At 75.0% G+C, this 15,671-nt stretch carries 14 protein-coding genes; all 14 read right to left on the bottom strand.

Annotated elements, in window-relative coordinates:
• Positions 1–144: 144 nt before the first annotated feature.
• The 14 genes from ACQZ2A_RS02845 to ACQZ2A_RS02780 all read right to left on the bottom strand — a co-directional run bounded on the left by ACQZ2A_RS02845 (position 145) and on the right by ACQZ2A_RS02780 (position 15,666).
• Entirely contained in the window at positions 145–1,575 is a 1,431-nt protein-coding gene (locus tag ACQZ2A_RS02845; RefSeq protein ID WP_430206989.1) for a DivIVA domain-containing protein, read from the bottom strand.
• 153 nt (positions 1,576–1,728) lie between these two features.
• Positions 1,729–2,019: a YggT family protein gene (locus ACQZ2A_RS02840; protein ID WP_430206988.1), complete on the bottom strand. Its 291-nt coding sequence runs from the start codon at positions 2,017–2,019 to the stop codon at positions 1,729–1,731.
• 51 nt (positions 2,020–2,070) lie between these two features.
• Positions 2,071–2,550 carry a cell division protein SepF gene (locus ACQZ2A_RS02835; RefSeq protein ID WP_430206987.1) on the bottom strand — a complete coding sequence of 160 codons (480 nt, stop codon included), beginning with the start codon at positions 2,548–2,550 and terminating at the stop codon, positions 2,071–2,073.
• Positions 2,551–2,605: 55 nt separating this feature from the next.
• On the bottom strand, positions 2,606–3,301 hold the full coding sequence (locus tag ACQZ2A_RS02830) for a YggS family pyridoxal phosphate-dependent enzyme (protein ID WP_430206986.1): 696 nt from the start codon (positions 3,299–3,301) through the stop codon (positions 2,606–2,608).
• Positions 3,298–4,002 (bottom strand): polyphenol oxidase family protein, encoded by a 705-nt coding sequence (locus tag ACQZ2A_RS02825; RefSeq protein WP_430206985.1) that lies wholly within the window; start codon positions 4,000–4,002, stop codon positions 3,298–3,300. Before ACQZ2A_RS02825 ends, ACQZ2A_RS02830 begins: the two co-directional genes overlap by 4 nt.
• Before the next feature lie 67 nt (positions 4,003–4,069).
• A complete protein-coding gene (ftsZ, locus tag ACQZ2A_RS02820) occupies positions 4,070–5,362 on the bottom strand; it encodes a cell division protein FtsZ (protein WP_430206984.1) in 1,293 nt (430 codons plus the stop codon).
• Positions 5,363–5,601: 239 nt separating this feature from the next.
• Positions 5,602–6,357 (bottom strand): cell division protein FtsQ/DivIB, encoded by a 756-nt coding sequence (locus ACQZ2A_RS02815; protein ID WP_430206983.1) that lies wholly within the window; start codon positions 6,355–6,357, stop codon positions 5,602–5,604.
• Positions 6,354–7,805: a UDP-N-acetylmuramate--L-alanine ligase gene (murC, locus tag ACQZ2A_RS02810; protein ID WP_430206982.1), complete on the bottom strand. Its 1,452-nt coding sequence runs from the start codon at positions 7,803–7,805 to the stop codon at positions 6,354–6,356. The genes ACQZ2A_RS02815 and murC overlap by 4 nt, the downstream gene beginning before the upstream one ends.
• 3 nt (positions 7,806–7,808) lie before the next feature.
• Complete coding sequence (gene murG / locus ACQZ2A_RS02805) at positions 7,809–8,903, bottom strand: undecaprenyldiphospho-muramoylpentapeptide beta-N-acetylglucosaminyltransferase (protein WP_430206981.1); 1,095 nt, start codon at positions 8,901–8,903, stop codon at positions 7,809–7,811.
• Positions 8,900–10,162 (bottom strand): putative lipid II flippase FtsW, encoded by a 1,263-nt coding sequence (gene ftsW, locus ACQZ2A_RS02800; protein WP_430206980.1) that lies wholly within the window; start codon positions 10,160–10,162, stop codon positions 8,900–8,902. The genes murG and ftsW overlap by 4 nt, the downstream gene beginning before the upstream one ends.
• Before the next feature lie 2 nt (positions 10,163–10,164).
• Complete coding sequence (murD, locus tag ACQZ2A_RS02795; RefSeq protein ID WP_430206979.1) at positions 10,165–11,655, bottom strand: UDP-N-acetylmuramoyl-L-alanine--D-glutamate ligase; 1,491 nt, start codon at positions 11,653–11,655, stop codon at positions 10,165–10,167.
• Positions 11,652–12,734 carry a phospho-N-acetylmuramoyl-pentapeptide-transferase gene (gene mraY / locus ACQZ2A_RS02790; RefSeq protein WP_430206978.1) on the bottom strand — a complete coding sequence of 361 codons (1,083 nt, stop codon included), beginning with the start codon at positions 12,732–12,734 and terminating at the stop codon, positions 11,652–11,654. The genes murD and mraY overlap by 4 nt, the downstream gene beginning before the upstream one ends.
• Positions 12,731–14,131 (bottom strand): UDP-N-acetylmuramoyl-tripeptide--D-alanyl-D-alanine ligase, encoded by a 1,401-nt coding sequence (locus ACQZ2A_RS02785; protein WP_430206977.1) that lies wholly within the window; start codon positions 14,129–14,131, stop codon positions 12,731–12,733. The genes mraY and ACQZ2A_RS02785 overlap by 4 nt, the downstream gene beginning before the upstream one ends.
• A complete protein-coding gene (locus ACQZ2A_RS02780) occupies positions 14,128–15,666 on the bottom strand; it encodes a UDP-N-acetylmuramoyl-L-alanyl-D-glutamate--2,6-diaminopimelate ligase (RefSeq protein ID WP_430206976.1) in 1,539 nt (512 codons plus the stop codon). Before ACQZ2A_RS02780 ends, ACQZ2A_RS02785 begins: the two co-directional genes overlap by 4 nt.
• Positions 15,667–15,671: the final 5 nt, after the last annotated feature.

The raw sequence follows: 15,671 nt of genomic DNA, 5'->3' as shown, positions 1-15,671 counted from the left end.
ACCCGTGCGGCCCGGCCGGTGCGAGTGAGGATACGGCCAGCGGATGCGGTGGCGCCCGCGCGAAACGCCGCGGGGACCTGTGCTCTTGCCCTGAGCACGACCGAGGGGCCCGGAACGTTCCCGGGCCCCTCGATGTGCTGCAGGTCAGCTCTGCGGCTCGCGCTGCGGCTGCGCCGCCTCCGCGGGTGCCGCCTCACCGTCGCCGCCGCCCATGTTCTTCAGGTCGGCGAGCTGGCCCTGGATCCACTCGTGCAGGCGGGCCCGGTAGTCCCGCTCGTACCCGCGCAGCTCCTCGATCTTGCGCTCGAGCAGGCTGCGCTCGCGGCCCAGCTCCTCGAGGATCGAGGCCTTCTTCTGCTGCGCCTCGGCCACCATCCCGGTGGAGCGCTCGCGGGCCTCGGTGAGCATCTCGTCGCGCTGGGTCGTCGCGGTGCCGATCATCTCGTCCCGCTGCGCCGTCGCCGTCGAGACCAGCTCGTCGTGCTGCGCCTGGCCGGTGGACACGAGCTCGTCGTGGCGCGACTGGCCGGAGGTGACGAGCTCCTCGTGCTTGCGCTGGGCGGTGCCGAGCAGCTCGTCGTGCTTGCGCTGGCCCTCGGAGACCAGCTCGTCGCGCTTGGACTCACCCGCGGCGACGTGCTCGTCGTGCAGGCGCTGCGCGAGGGCGATGACGCCCGCGGCGCTCGCACCGCCACCGGCGCCGGCCAGGGCCGCGGCACCGAGGCCGCCGTCGCCCTGCGCCTGCGCCTGGGCGGCCGACGCGTGCTGCTCGGCCTCCTGGAGCTTGCCCTCGAGCTCGCGGACCCGCTGCTCGGCGGCGCTCACGCGCTCGTCGGCGTCGCGGCGCGCCTCCTCGAGACGGGTCTCGAGGAGGGAGACCTGCTCGTCGACGGCCGCTCCCTGCTGGGCGCGGGCGTCGGCCAGGTCCGCGGCGTGCTGGTCGCGCTCGCCGGTCGCGGCGGCCACCTGCTGGCGCGCCTCCTCGGCCTGGGCCTCCAGCTCGCGGATGCGGTCCTCGAGGCCGGCGGCGTGCCGCTCGACCTGCGAGGCGTGGTTCTCGAACTCCCCGGCGCGACGCTCGGCGTCGGCGACGCGCGCGTCGACGTCGCCGCTGGCCCCGCGCAGGGCCTCGATCTCGGTGTCGCGCTGCTGGAGCAGCTGCTCGAGCTCGGCGGTGCGGTTCTGGAGCTGGGTCACGCTGCCCTGGAGCTCGGCCGCGCGGGCCTCGCCGTCACCGCTGCGGTTCTCGAACTCGCCGAGCTTGGCGGTGAGCTCGCTGCGCGAGCCCTCGAGCTCGGAGACGCGCGCGGCGAGGGTGGCGTTCTTGGAGCGCAGCTCCTCGAGCTCGCGGGCGGCGCCGGCGTCCGGGCGGGCCAGCGCCGCGGTCGGCGCCATCCCCTTGCCCTCGCGCGCGGAGGAGAGCTCGCCGCGCAGGTCGTCGCTCTCCTTGGTGATCCGGCGCATCTCGGCGACGATGTCGTCGAGGAAGTCGTCGACCTCGCGCTCGTCGTAGCCACGACGGAACTGGGTCTGGGTGAACGTCTTGTTCAGGACGTCCTCGGGCGAGAGAGCCATCTGCAACTCCTGGTGGCCGGTCGGGTCACGGGACCGGATCCGGGCTCGCGTCACCGCGAACCGGAGGATCCGTCCGGCCAGACTAGACGATGACGGGGCTGGCGTGACAGGTGTGGTCGGAAGTGACGGCTCAGCGGGCCGGCGGGGCGGGCCTCAGCGGGCCAGGCCGGAGAGCACCGACTCGAGGATGATCACGCCGATGAAGAGGACCATGAAGGACAGGTCCACCGACACCGCGCCGAGGCGCAGCGGGGGGATCACCTTGCGCAGCGCGCGCAGCGGCGGCTCGGTGAGGGTGTAGACGGGCTCGGCGACGAGCAGCACCGGGCCGCGGGGCCGCCACTCGCGCGCGAAGATGCGGATCCAGTCGAAGACCACGCGCCCGATCAGCACGACGAGGTACAGGAAGACCACGAAGGCGAGGACGGCGAAGACGGCGCGCATGGGGACGAGTGTGACCCATCGACCTCGGAGGACTTCGTGCGGGGTCCGGCGTCAGCTCTGGTTGAAGACGCCTCGTCCGGTGAGGGCCGCCGGGCCCTCCTCCGCGTGGACCTCGACGGTCTCCGGGGAGAGGAGGAAGACCTTGGAGGTGACCCGCTCGATGGAGCCGTGCAGGCCGAAGACCAGGCCGGCCGCGAAGTCGACGAGCCGCTTGGCGTCGGCGTCGTTCATGTCGGTGAGGTTCATGATGACCGGGACGCCGTCGCGGAAGTTCTCGCCGATCGTCTTGGCCTCGTTGTACGTGCGCGGGTGGATCGTCGTGATCCGCGAGACGCTCGCGGCGTCGTGGGTGCGGACCACCTCGGCGACCGGGCGGCGCGTCGGGAGCGGGGTGACCTCGGCGCCCCGGTGCTCGGTGCGCTCGCGCTCCTCGACCTCGGGCTCGTCGTAGCCGTCGTAGTACTCGTCGTAGTGGCCCTGGTCCTCGGCGAGGCCCAGGTAGACCATCGTCTTGCGCAGCGCGCCAGCCATCACGTGCTCCTCGGTCGTCGACCCCTCCGGTCAGGATCGTTCGTCGTGAGTGAAGTTACCGGTGTGACTCACGAGAACCGAGGATTGCCGACCCGACACGCAGGTGTGTCGCCCCCTCGGCGACCGCGTCCTCGAGGTCACCGCTCATCCCGGCCGAGATCCACCCGGCGTCCGGGTGCTCGGCCCGCAGCGTCCCGGAGAGCTCGCGGAGGCGGGCGAAGGCCGGCCGGGCCGGCCGCCCGAGGGGGGCGACGGCCATCAGCCCGCGCAGCCGGAGGTGCCCGGCGGCGGCGACGGCCTCGGCGAGGGCGGGCAGGTCGCCCGGTGCCGCTCCCCCACGTCCTTCGCCGTCGTCGAGGGCGACCTGGACGAGGACGTCGAGGGTGCGGTCGTGCCGCTCGGCACCCCGGTCCAGCGCCCCGACGAGCTTGGCGCGGTCGAGGGAGTGGACGACGTCGGCGTAGGCGGCGACCGAGGAGGCCTTGTTGCTCTGGAGCTGACCGACGAAGTGCACGGTGAGCGCCTCGCGCTGCGCGATGGCCGCCATCTTCTCGGAGGCCTCCTGGTCCCGGTTCTCGCCGACGTCGGTGACCCCGAGGTCGGCGAGCAGGTCGACGTCGCTCGCGGGGAAGAACTTCGTCACGGCCACGAGCGTGGGGAGGTCGGTGCGACCGGCGGCGGCGCACGCGGCGGTGACGCGCTCCCGGACCGCGTCGAGCCGCTCGGCGAGCTCGTCTCGCCGGTCGGTCACGATGCCCTCGCGACGACGCCGGCGAAGCGCCCGGTAATGCCCGAGCCGCGGTACGAGTAGAGGTCCGGCCGCTCCCGCGTGCATCCGGCCACCCAGGTGACCGGCACGTCGAGGGCGCGCAGCTGGGCGACGACCCCGGCCGCGACGTCGATCGCCGGGGTGCCGGTCCACGACACCGTGGCGCTTACCGGCTGCACCGCGGCGGCGCCCTCGCGCATCGCTGCCGGTACCTCGTAGCAGCGGCCGCACACCGACGGCCCGACGACGGCGTCGATCTCGCGCGCCCCGAGCTCGCGCATCGCCGTGACGGCGGCCGGCACCACCCCGGCGACCATCCCTGGGCGCCCGGCGTGCACCGCGGCGACGACACCGGACGGGCTGGCCAGGAGCACGGGGACGCAGTCCGCGACGAGCACCGCGAGGGCGAGGTCGGGGGCGGTCGTCACGACGGCGTCGCAGCGCGGCGCGACCTCGGGGACGGCGTCGACCACGGCCACCTCGGCGCCGTGGCACTGGTCCATCCAGACGACGGGGTGCCCGACGGCGGCCCCGAGCCGGCGGCGGTTCTCGGCGACGTCGGCCGGGTCGTCCTCGACGTGCAGGCCGAGGTTGAGGCCCTCCCAGGGCCCGCGGCTGACGCCGCCGGGCCGACCGGTGAGGACCCGACGGGCGCCGCCGGCGGTCTCGTCCCAGATGAACACCGGACCACCGTAGACGCGGGGAGGGGCGGACCGGTGACCGGCCCGCCCCTCCCGCTCCCCGCGACTGCTACTTGAGGAAGTCCGGGACGTCGAGGTCGTCGTTCTCGTCGAAGGTCACCGTGCGCGGCGGCTGGGTGCGCGCCGGCTCGGTGGGGGTGGACTCGCGCTCGGTGCGCACGGCCGGCTCCTCGCTGACCTGCTCCTCGCGCCGCGGCGCCGGGGTGGGCTCGTGGGACGGGGCGGGCGCCGGCGGGACCGGTGCCGGGGACGCGGCCGGCGCGTAGGACGGGGCCAGGCCCGGGCTCGGCGGGGCCGCCGGGGTGGACGGGGCCGCCGGCGGCGCGGAGGGCGGCGGGGTCGCGGGACGGCCCTGGATGGTGCCGAGCGCCCGGTCGTCGGCGCGCCGGATGGGGGCGCCGCCGTCGAAGCCGGCCGCGATGACGGTGACCCGCACCTCGTCGCCGAGGGCGTCGTCGATGACCGCACCGAAGATGATGTTGGCCTCCGGGTGCGCGGCCTCCTGGACCAGGCGCGCGGCCTCGTTGATCTCGAAGAGGCCGAGGTCGCTGCCGCCCTGGATGGAGAGCAGCACGCCGTGGGCGCCGTCGATGCTGGCCTCGAGGAGCGGGCTGGAGATGGCGAGCTCGGCGGCCTGGACGGCGCGGTCCTCGCCGCGGGCCGACCCGATGCCCATCAGGGCCGAGCCGGCGCCCTGCATGACCGACTTCACGTCGGCGAAGTCGAGGTTGATCAGGCCCGGGGTGGTGATGAGGTCGGTGATGCCCTGGACACCGGAGAGCAGGACCTGGTCGGCGCTGCGGAAGGCGTCGAGCATCGAGACGCCGCGGTCGCTGATCGAGAGCAGGCGGTCGTTCGGGATGACGATGAGGGTGTCGACCTCCTCGCGCAGCGCGGCGATGCCGGACTCGGCCTGGTTCGCGCGCCGGCGACCCTCGAACGTGAAGGGGCGGGTGACGACACCGATGGTCAGGGCGCCGAGGCCCTTGGCGATGCGAGCCACGACCGGCGCACCGCCGGTGCCGGTGCCGCCGCCCTCGCCGGCGGTGACGAAGACCATGTCGGCCCCCTTTAGGACCTCCTCGATCTCCTCGGCGTGGTCCTCGGCGGCCTTCTTGCCGACCTCGGGGTCGGCGCCGGCACCGAGGCCACGGGTCAGCTCGCGGCCGACGTCGAGCTTGACGTCGGCGTCGCTCATGAGCAGGGCCTGCGCATCGGTGTTGACCGCGATGAACTCGACGCCCTTGAGGCCGACCTCGATCATCCGGTTGATGGCGTTGACGCCGCCGCCGCCGATGCCGACGACCTTGATCACGGCGAGGTAGTTCTGGGGTGCTGCCACGGGATTGGGCCTTCCACTGTCGGTCACGGCGTGCAGGAGACCGGGGCAACCCTCGACGTGAGGTACAGGGTTACGGTTCGGTCACGGTTCTCGATGGGGTGACGCTACGTCCCGCTGGGGGCTCCTGCACCCTCCCGCGTGGCGTGTCGCGACATCCCGCGCGGCAAATCCTGTCACGTCCCTCAGGGACGGTCACACCCGCCCCGGCAGCCCCACCCGTCCCACGGGTCCGGGGGCTCTCAGCGGGTGACCGGGGTGTCCGGGGCGCTGACGTCGATGACCTTGCCCTTGGTCGTCAGGAGGGCACGCAGGACGCGGATCTTCAGCTCGGCCTCGTCCTCCCCGCCCCAGACGACGCTGTGGCCGCGCATCGTGAAGGTCACGAGGTTGGCGCTGCTCACGGTGACCGCCGAGACGTCGGCAGCGAGGTCCTGGGGCAGGTCCCGCAGCAGCGCGAGGGCGGCCTGCCGGGCCTCCGGGGTGGTGGCCCGGCTGCCCGTCGCGGTGACGACCGGCACGCCCGCGGGCGCCTTCTTCACCCGGCCGAAGGGGACCCCCGTGGCGTCGACCAGGTCGAGCCGCCCACCCGGTCCCTTGACGACGATGGCCGCCACCCGCGGGACGACGTCGACGACGAGCGTGCGCGGCCACGACCGCTGCACCGAGACCTCGGCGACGGTGACCCGGCTGCGGACCGAGCGCTCGACCGCCGCGGTGTCCACGAGCACGAGCGGTGTCCCCTCGTCGACGCCGACGAGCGACTCGACCGCCGCGGCCTCGGCGCCCGTGACGCCGACGACCTCGACCCGGTGGACGCCGAGCAGCGGCGTCCACCCGACCACCCAGCCGACGCCGGCCAGCAGGGCGAGCACGACGAGGCCGGAGAGGGCACGGCGCCACGGACGGCGGCGGCGGGCGATCGCCCGCTCCCGGAAGCGGGTGGCCGAGGACTCCAGGCCGCGGGGTCGGGGGCCGCGGGTTGCGGTGTGGCTCATCGGGTCTCCTCCTCGCGGGCGGCCAGGGCACGCAGGATCGGCTCGCCGAGGGCGGTGACGTCGCCGGCTCCGACGGTGAGCACGACGTCGCCGGGGGCGGCGACCGCGACGAGCGTGGCCACGGCGGCGTCCCGGCCGAGGCCGACGTCGACGCGCCGGCGCCCGGGCAGCAGGGCGAGCGGGTCGCCGACGAGCACGGAGCTCACGCCGGGGACCGGGGCCTCCCGCGCGCCGTAGACGTCGAGGAGGACGACGTGGTCGGCCGGGGCGAGGGCCGCGGCGAACTCGTCGGCGAAGTCGCGGGTGCGGCTGTACAGGTGCGGCTGGAAGACCACGAGCACCCGGCCCCGGCCGGCGCGCTGCACCACCCCCGCGGCGGTGCCGACGACGGCCGCCACCTTGGCCGGGTTGTGGGCGTAGTCGTCGACGACGATGACACCGCCGACCTCGCCGCGGACCTCGAACCGGCGGCGGGCGCCGGTGAACCCGGCGAGCCCGCGCAGCACCGCACCGGGGTCGGCACCCAGGCCGTCGACGGCGGCGAGGAAGGCGGCTGCGGCGTTCGCGACGTTGTGGGCGCCCGGAACGGCGAGGACGAGCTCGTGGCGCGTGCCGTGGTGCTCGACCGTGGTCCGCGTGCCCAGGCCCTCGGCGGTGCCGTCGAGGATCCGCAGGTCGCAGCCCTCGGCGGTCCCGAAGGTCACGACCCGTCGCCCGCGGGCGGTCTCGGCCTCGGCGAGGGCCCGGGCGCCGGGGTCGTCGTGGCTGACGACGAGCAGGCCGCCGACGGTGGCGGCGAACTCGGTGTAGGCCTCGGCCACCGCGTCGGCGGTGCCGTAGAAGTCGAGGTGGTCGGGCTGGACGGTGGTGACGACGCCGACCTCGGGCCGGTAGACGACGAAGGTGCCGTCGCTCTCGTCGGCCTCGACGACGAACGCCTCGCCCTCTCCGAGAGCGGCGTTGGTGCCGAGCTGGGCCACTTCTCCCCCGCACGCGTAGGAGGGGTCGGCGCCGGCCTCGGTGAGCGCGACGACGAGCATGGCGGTGGTCGACGTCTTGCCGTTGGCGCCCGCGACGGCGACCGCGCGCGATCCGGCGAGGAGGGCCGCCAGCGCCTGGGAGCGGTGCAGCACACGCAGGCCGGCGGCCCAGGCGGCCGCGAGCTCGGGGTTGTCCTCGCGGACGGCCGAGGAGACGACGACGGTGTCGACGCCCTCGAGGTGGGCGGCGTCGTGGCCGACCCACACCGTGGCCCCGGCCTCGCGCAGCGACGCGAGGACCGGGCCGTCGGCGGCGTCGGACCCGCTGACCCGCACGCCGCGGGCGAGCAGCAGCCGGGCGACGGCGGACATCCCCGCGCCGCCGATGGCGACGAGGTGGACGGCGCCGAGCTCGGACCACGCCGGGACCGGCGCGGCGAGGTCGAAGCGCGGGTTGGTGACGGCCACGGCTCAGCGCCCCCCGGCCGCGCGGGCCACGAGGTCGGCGAGCTTCTCGTCGCCGTCGCGCTCCCCCACCGAGGCCGCGGCGGCGGACATCGCCCCGAGCCGCGTGGCGTCGAGGGCGAGGGGGACGACGGCGTCGCGCACCCAGGCCGCGTCGACGGCGGCGTCGTCGACGAGCACGCCACCGCCGGCCTCGACCACGTGGGCGGCGTTCAGCCGCTGCTCGCCGTTCCCGACGGGCAGCGGGACGTACACGGCCGGCAGGCCCACGGCCGAGAGCTCGCACACCGTGCCCGCCCCCGCGCGGCAGACGACGAGGTCGGCGGCGGCGTAGGCGAGGTCCATCCGGTCGCAGTAGGGCAGGACGACGTAGGGCGCGCCGGGGACCGGGCCCGGGTCGAACTCCTTGCCGGTACCCGCGACGTGCAGCACCTGCACCCCGGCGGCCGAGAGGTCGGCGACCGCCGCGGCGAAGGCGCCGTTGAGCCGGGCCGCGCCGAGCGAGCCGCCGGTGACGAGCAGCGTCGGGGCGTCGGTGAGCCCAAACCGTTCCCGCGCCTCCGCCCGGTGCGCGGCGCGGTCGAGGGTGGCGATCTCGTGGCGCAGCGGCATGCCCGTGACGGTGCCGCCCCGCAGCGGGGTGCCGGGGAAGGTGACGGCCACCTCGGCCGCGAAGCGCGCGCCGAGCCGGTTGGCCAGGCCCGGGCGGGCGTTCTGCTCGTGGACGACGACGGGCACGCGGCGGCGGCGGGCGGCGAGGTAGGCCGGCGAGGAGACGAAGCCGCCGAAGCCCACGACGACCTCGGCGCCCGTGGTCTCGAGGGCCGACTCGGCCGCGGCGACCGCGCGCCGCAGGTTGCCGGGCAGCCGCAGTGCGGCGGCGGACGGCCTGCGCGGGAACGGTACTCGCGGCACGTCGAGCAACGGGTACCCGCGCTCGGGCACGAGCCGGGACTCGAGGCCCTCGACGGTCCCGAGCGCGGCGACGGCCACGGACGGGTCGCGGCGGCGCAGGCAGTCGGCGAGCGCGAGCAGGGGCGAGACGTGCCCGGCCGTGCCCCCACCCGCGAGCAGGACCGACCTCGGGGCGGCTGGGCTCACGAGCCGCTCCGGCGGCCACGCACCGCGCCGGAGACCACCGCCAGCGAGCGCCGCAGCGACGACGGGCGCGCGGACAGCGCCTCGCGACACCCCGGTTCGTTGCGGGCGAAGGACAGCAGGATGCCGAGCGCGCCCAGCGTCGTGATGAGCGAGGAGCCACCCGAGGAGACGAGCGGAAGCGGGACGCCGATGACCGGCAGCAGCCCGATGACCGCCCCGATGTTGATCAGGGCCTGCGCGACGATCCAGGTCATGACGCCGGCGGTGACGACCCGGACGAAGAAGTCGTCGGAGCGGCTGACGAGGCGGTAGCAGGCGAAGGCGAACGCGGCGAAGAGGAGGAGGACCGCGAGCGTGCCGGGCAGCCCGAGCTCCTCGCCGATGATCGCGAAGATGAAGTCGTTGTGGGCCTCCGAGAGCCGCCCCCACTTCTCCCGGCTCTGCCCGAGCCCGAGACCCAGCCACCCGCCGTCGGCGAGGGCGTACCGGCCGTGGATGGACTGGCGCGCCGCGCCGTAGGGGTCGGTGTCGCGCCCGAGCCAGACGTCGAAGCGGCCGAGGCGGTTCGAGCTCGTGAGGACGAAGGCGAGGACGGCCCCGACGAACGGCACACCGGCGATGGCGAACCAGCGCAGCGGGATCCCTGCGGCGAAGAGCACCCCGGCCACGATCGCGCCGAGGATGAGCACGGTCCCGAGGTCGTGGCCGAGGGCGACGGTGCCGACACTGACGGCCACGAGGGGGACGAGGTAGGGCACGACGACGTGCCCCAGCGAGCGCAGGTGGCGACGCTTCTTGGCGAGCACGGCGCCGCCGGCCAGCGCCAGCCCGACCTTGATCGCCTCCGAGGGCTGCACGCTGACCGGCCCGAGGTACAGCCAGTTGCGGTTGCCCTGGAACCCGTCTTTGCCCAGGGGCGTGAAGACGAGCAGCTGGAGGAGGGTGCCCATGACCAGGACCGGCACCCCGAGCCGCTTCCAGGCGCCGGGTCGCACGCGTGAGGTGACCGCGAGGGCCAGGGCGCCGATCACCGCGTAGACGGCCTGCGTCGTGAAGATCGTGTACGCGGAGCGGCTGCGGTCGAGGGAGGTGATCGCGCTGGCCGACAGCACCATGATGAGGCCGAAGACGACGAGCGCGACGGTGAGCGCGAGCAGGACGTAGTACGTGGTCACCGGCGAGTCGAAGCGGGCGGCCCACGCGTGCAGGCGCGAGGCCTCGCGGCCGGTCCTGCGGGCCGGGGCGGTCGTGGACGTCACGCCTACCCCTGCCCGGTGAGCCGCCGCACCGCCGCAGAGAAGGCGTCGCCGCGCGCACCGTAGTTCGCGAACATGTCCATCGACGCGGCGGCGGGAGCCAGCAGCACGACGTCACCCTCGTGGGCGAGGTCGAGGGCGTGCGCCACCACAGCGTCCATGGCCCCAGTGTCCGTTCGGGCGACGTCGACGACGGGGACATCCGGCGCGTGTCGGGCCAGCGCCTCGGAAATGGCCGAACGGTCACGTCCGAGGAGGACGACGCCCCGGAGCCGGTCCGCCGCACCGGCCACGAGCTCGTCGACGTCGGCGCCCTTGAGCAGGCCGCCCGCGACCCACACGACACGCTCGAACGCGGCCAGGCTGGCCTGTGCCGCATGCGGGTTCGTGGCCTTGGAGTCGTCGACCCAGCGCAGACCGCGCACGGTGCCGAGGTCGGTGATGCGGTGCGGCTCGGGGACGAAGTCGCGCATCCCCTGCCGCACGGCGGCCGGCGGCACGCCGTGCGCCCGGGCGAGCGCCGCGGCCGCGAGGGCGTTGGCCACGAGGTGCGGAGCGGGCGCCGGCGCGTCGGGGCCGCTGCGCAGGTCCTCGAGGGTGCCGAGCTCGGCGGCCGAGGTGCGTCGCTCGGGCACGAAGGCGCGGTCGGCGAGGACGTCCTCGACGAGCCCGAGCTCGGAGAGCCCCGGCACGCCGAGGGTGAACCCGACGGCGCGGCAGCCCTCCTGCACGTCGGCGTCCTCGACGAGGCGCAGCGTCCGCTCGTCCTGCACGTTGTAGACGCAGGCCACCTCGGTGTTCTCGTAGACACGGCCCTTGGCGCGGGCGTACTCGTCGAGGGACCCGTGCCAGTCGACGTGGTCGGGAGCGATGTTGAGGCACACCGATGCCCGCGGCGCGAGCGAGTGCGACCAGTGCAGCTGGAAGCTCGAGAGCTCGACGGCGATGACGTCGAAGGGCTGGGGGTCCATCACGGCCTCGAGGATGGGCGTGCCGACGTTGCCGGCGCTGCAGGCCCGCAGACCGGCGGCGCGCAGCATGGCGGTGAGCAGCTGCACGGTGGTCGTCTTGCCGTTGGTGCCGGTGACCGCGAGCCACGGCGCGGCGCCCTCGCGCGGGCGCATCCGCCAGGCGAGCTCGACCTCGCCCCAGACCGGGATGCCGGCCGCCGCGGCCGCCGCCAGCAGCGGCTGGTCCGGGCGCCAGCCGGGCGAGGTGACGACGAGGTCGAGCGGCTCGTCCGGCAGCGCCGCGACGGCGTCCTCGCCGTACCGCAGCACCGCCCCGAGGATGTCGAGGATGCGCGCGCGCTCGGACATCGGCGAGCCGTCGGCCGGCTCGGCACCGTCGACGACGACCACCTGCGCCCCGCGCTCGAGCAGCGCGTCGGCGGCGGCGAACCCGGAGACCCCGAGCCCGGCGACGAGCACGCGCAGCCCGGCCCATTCGGCGTCGCGGTGGGTCAGCGCGTCGGTGCGGGCGGACCCGGCGCTCATCCGGCGCCCACCACCCACTCGGCGTAGAACAGCCCGAGACCGAGGGCGACGAACAGGCCCGCGACGATCCAGAACCGGATGACGATGGTGACCTCCTGCCACCCCAGCAGCTCGAAGTGGTGCTGCAGGGGCGCCATCTTGAACACCCGTTTCCCGGTGGTCTTGAACGAGGCGACCTGGATGATCACCGAGAGGGTGATCGTGACGAACAGGCCGCCGAGGACGACCACGAGCAGCTCGGTGCGGGTGAGGATGGCCAGCCCGGCGAGCCCGCCTCCGAGGGCGAGCGAGCCGGTGTCGCCCATGAAGATCTTGGCCGGCGAGGCGTTCCACCAGAGGAAGCCGAAGCAGGCCCCCATCCCGCAGGCGGCGACGATGGCCAGGTCGTGCGGGTCGCGGACCTCGTAGCACTTGGTGCCGGGGTTCCACTGGCAGTTCTGGTTGAACTGCCAGATCCCGATGAGCACGTAGGACGCGAAGACCATCACCGAGGCGCCGGTGGCCAGGCCGTCGAGGCCGTCGGTGAGGTTCACGCCGTTCGAGGTCCCGGCCACGATGATGTTGGCCCAGAGGACGAACAGGATGACCCCGAGGACCGTGCCGGCGAAGGCCAGGTTCACGGGGGTGTCGCGCACGAACGAGATGGCGGTCGAGGCCGGCGTGCGGAACGAGTCGTTGGGGAACTGCAGGGCCGCGATCGCGAAGATCACCGCGACGGCCGTCTGCCCGGCGAGCTTCTGGCCCGAGCGCAGGCCGAGGCTGCGCTGCTTGCTGATCTTGATGTAGTCGTCGAGGAACCCGACGAGCCCCATCCCGGCCATGAGGAACAGGACGAGCAGGCCGCTGACGGACGGCAGCTGGCCGGTCACGAGGTGCGCCACGGCGTACGCGGCGAGCGAGGACAGGACGATGACCGCCCCGCCCATCGTCGGCGTGCCGCGCTTCGTGTGGTGCGACGTGGGCCCGTCGTCGCGGATGAACTGGCCGTAGCCCTTCTTCACGAGGAAGCGGATGAAGGTGGGGGTACCGAAGAGCGCCAGGACGAGCGAGACGACGGCGGCGATGAGCACGGCCTTCACGTCTGCTGCTCCTCGGGGGTCGTCGCCAGTCGGTCTCCGAGCAACCGTAGTCCGGCGTCGCGGCTGGACTTGAACAGGACCACGTCGCCGCGCCGCAGCTCCTCGCGCAGCAGCGCCTCCGCGGCGTCGGCGTCGGTGACCGACCTCACGTGCGTGGCGCCGTCCCCCGCCCCGGTGGCGATCGGCGCGGCGGCCGGTCCGACGACGACGAGCTCGTCGACCCCCCGGGCCTCGACCTCGGCGCCGACCTCGGCGTGCAGGGCGTGGGACTCCTCGCCGAGCTCGAGCATCGTGCCGAGGACGGCCCAGGTGCGCCGGCCCTCCCCCATCCGCTCCAGCGCCGAGAGCGCGGCGCGCATCGAGTCGGGGTTGGCGTTGTAGGCGTCGTTGACCAGCGTGACGCCGTCGGCGCGCTCGGTGACCTCCATCCGCCAGCGGCTCACCGGTCGGGCCTCGGCCAGCGCGGCCGCGACGGCCGGCAGCTCGAGGCCGAGCTCGAGCGCCACGGCCGCCGTGGCCAGCGCGTTGCCGACGTGGTGCCGACCGACGAGCCCGAGGGTCACCGGGACCGCGCCGACCGGGGTGGTCATCGTGAACGACGGACGCCCCTGCCGGTCGAGCACGACGTCGGTGGCGCGCACCTGCGCGTCCTCGGCCTCCCCGACGAGCACGACGCGGGCGGCGGTGACGGCGGCCATCGCCCGCACCGCGGGGTCGTCGGCGTTGAGGACGGCGACACCGCTCTCCGGGACCGCGGCCGGCAGCTCGGACTTGGCCCGGGCGATCGCCTCGCGGGACCCGAACTCGCCGACGTGCGCGGTGCCGACGTTGAGCACCACCCCGATCCGCGGCGGCGCCATGGAGGCGAGGTAGGCGATGTGCCCGATGCCGCGCGCGCCCATCTCGACGACGAGGAACCGCGTGTCCGGGGTGACGCGGCAGACCGTGAGCGGCACACCGACCTCGGAGTTGTACGAGCCGACCGGCGCCACCGTGGGCCCGGCCGTGGCCAGCACCGACCCCAGGAGGTCCTTGGTGCTCGTCTTGCCCGAGGACCCGGTGATGCCCACCACCGCGAGGTCCGGCAGGGCGTCGACCACCGCGCGGGTGAGGCGGGCGAAGCCCTCCTGCGTGTCGTTGACGACGACGCAGGGCAGGCCGTCCAGCGGGCGCGAGGTCAGCGCGGCGACACAGCCCGCGGCCACGGCCGAGGCGGCGAAGTCGTGGCCGTCGGCGTGCTCGCCGACCCGCGCCACGTAGAGCCCGCCGGGGCCGGCCTCGCGGGAGTCGGTGACGACCGGCCCGTCGACCACGACGCGCGTGGCGCCGTCGCCGCCCACACCGGCGAGCGTGCCGCCGGTGGCCGCGGCCACCTCGGCGAGGGTCATCGGGATCACCGGGCCACCGCCCCGGCGAGGCGCAGCGCCTCGAGCAGCTCGTCGCGGTCGTCGAAGGGGTGCACCACTCCCCCGACGTCCTGCCCGCGCTCGTGGCCCTTGCCGACGACGGCGACGGTGGCGTCGGCACCCTCGGCCACGACGGCGGCCACGGCCTCGCGGATGGCGCGGCGGCGGTCGCCGACCTCGACGACCCGCAGCTCGCGGCCCGCGCTCCGGACCTGCTCGACGCCCTCGAGCACGGCGGCCCGGATGGCGGCGGGGTCCTCGGAGCGCGGGTTGTCGTCGGTGACGACGACGAGGTCGGCGACCTGCGCGGCCGCGGCGCCCATCGCGTGGCGCTTGTCGCGGTCGCGGTCGCCGCCGGCCCCGGTGACGCAGACGAGCGTGCCGGGCGTCGTGGGCCGCAGGGCGCGCAGCGCGGCGGCGATGGCGTCCGGGGTGTGGGCGTAGTCGACGACCGCCAGCGGATGGGCGCCGCCGTCCTCGAGCGCGACCCGCTCCATCCGGCCGGGGACGTGCGGGTCGGCGAGCACCGCCGCCCCCGTGCGTGCGGGGTCCTCGCCGGCGAGGACGAGAGCGGCGGCGGCCATCGCCGTGTTCGTGACGTTGAAGTCGCCCGGCAGGCTCGACCTCAGGTGGAGGTCGACCCCTGCGGGGCCGGTGAGCCGGAAGGCCGCGGGGTCGCTGCCGTCGGCAGCCACCCGCCAGTCGGCCTCCTCGGCGTGGCCGATCGACTCGACGGGGACCCCGGCCTCCCCGACCAGCCGGCGCCCCCACGCGTCGTCGACGCAGACGAGGCCGCGCCGGGCGCGCTCCGGGGTGAACAACGAGGCCTTGGCGGCGAAGTAGTCGTCCATGTCGGCGTGGAAGTCGAGGTGGTCCTGGCTGAGGTTGGTGAAGAGCGCGACGTCGTAGACGACGCCGTCGACCCGGTGCTGGGCCAGGGCGTGGCTCGAGACCTCCATGACGCAGGTGTCCAGGCCGCGCTCGGCCATCACCGCGAGGAGGGCGTGCAGCTCGGGGGCCTCCGGCGTCGTGCGCACGCTGCCGACCCGCTCGTCGCCGATCCGGGTCTCGACGGTGCCGATGAGGCCGACGTCGTGGCCGAGGGCCGTGAGCGCGGAGTGCACGAGGTAGGCGGTGGTCGTCTTGCCGTTGGTGCCCGTGATGCCGACCATCCGCACCGGCAGGTCCTCGGTGCCGTAGACGCGCGCCGCGACGGCCCCGAGCACGGTGCGCGGTGCCTCGACGACGACGGCCGGGAGGTCCACCCCGGCGGCGGCCATCCGCTCGGCCCCCGCCGCGTCGGTGAGGACGGCGACGGCCCCGGCCTGCACGACCTGGGCGGCGAAGTCGGCGCCGTGCGCGCGGGCCCCGGGCAGGGCCGCGTAGAGGTCGCCGGGGCGCACCGCGCGCGAGTCGAGGGTGACACCGGTGAGGTCGACGTCGGTGCCCGGGTCGGGGGCGCCGAGGAGGGTCGCGACCTCACGCAGCGGGGTGCGCCGGGGGGTGGTGGGCCGGGGGGAGAGCATCCGGC

Source organism: Phycicoccus avicenniae, from assembly GCF_050496545.1.
Classification (GTDB): domain Bacteria; phylum Actinomycetota; class Actinomycetes; order Actinomycetales; family Dermatophilaceae; genus Phycicoccus; species Phycicoccus avicenniae_A.
This window is presented reverse-complemented; position numbering and strand designations above follow the sequence as displayed.

Excerpts from the sequence above, each read along its gene's own strand:
- ACQZ2A_RS02780 (WP_430206976.1), bottom strand. The coding sequence starts at position 15,666 with ATGCTCTCCCCCCGGCCCACCACCCCCCGGCGCACCCCGCTGCGTGAG.
- murD (WP_430206979.1), bottom strand. The coding sequence starts at position 11,655 with ATGAGCGCCGGGTCCGCCCGCACCGACGCGCTGACCCACCGCGACGCC.
- ACQZ2A_RS02840 (WP_430206988.1), bottom strand. The coding sequence starts at position 2,019 with ATGCGCGCCGTCTTCGCCGTCCTCGCCTTCGTGGTCTTCCTGTACCTC.
- ACQZ2A_RS02835 (WP_430206987.1), bottom strand. The coding sequence starts at position 2,550 with ATGGCTGGCGCGCTGCGCAAGACGATGGTCTACCTGGGCCTCGCCGAG.
- ACQZ2A_RS02845 (WP_430206989.1), bottom strand. The coding sequence starts at position 1,575 with ATGGCTCTCTCGCCCGAGGACGTCCTGAACAAGACGTTCACCCAGACC.
- ACQZ2A_RS02815 (WP_430206983.1), bottom strand. The coding sequence starts at position 6,357 with ATGAGCCACACCGCAACCCGCGGCCCCCGACCCCGCGGCCTGGAGTCC.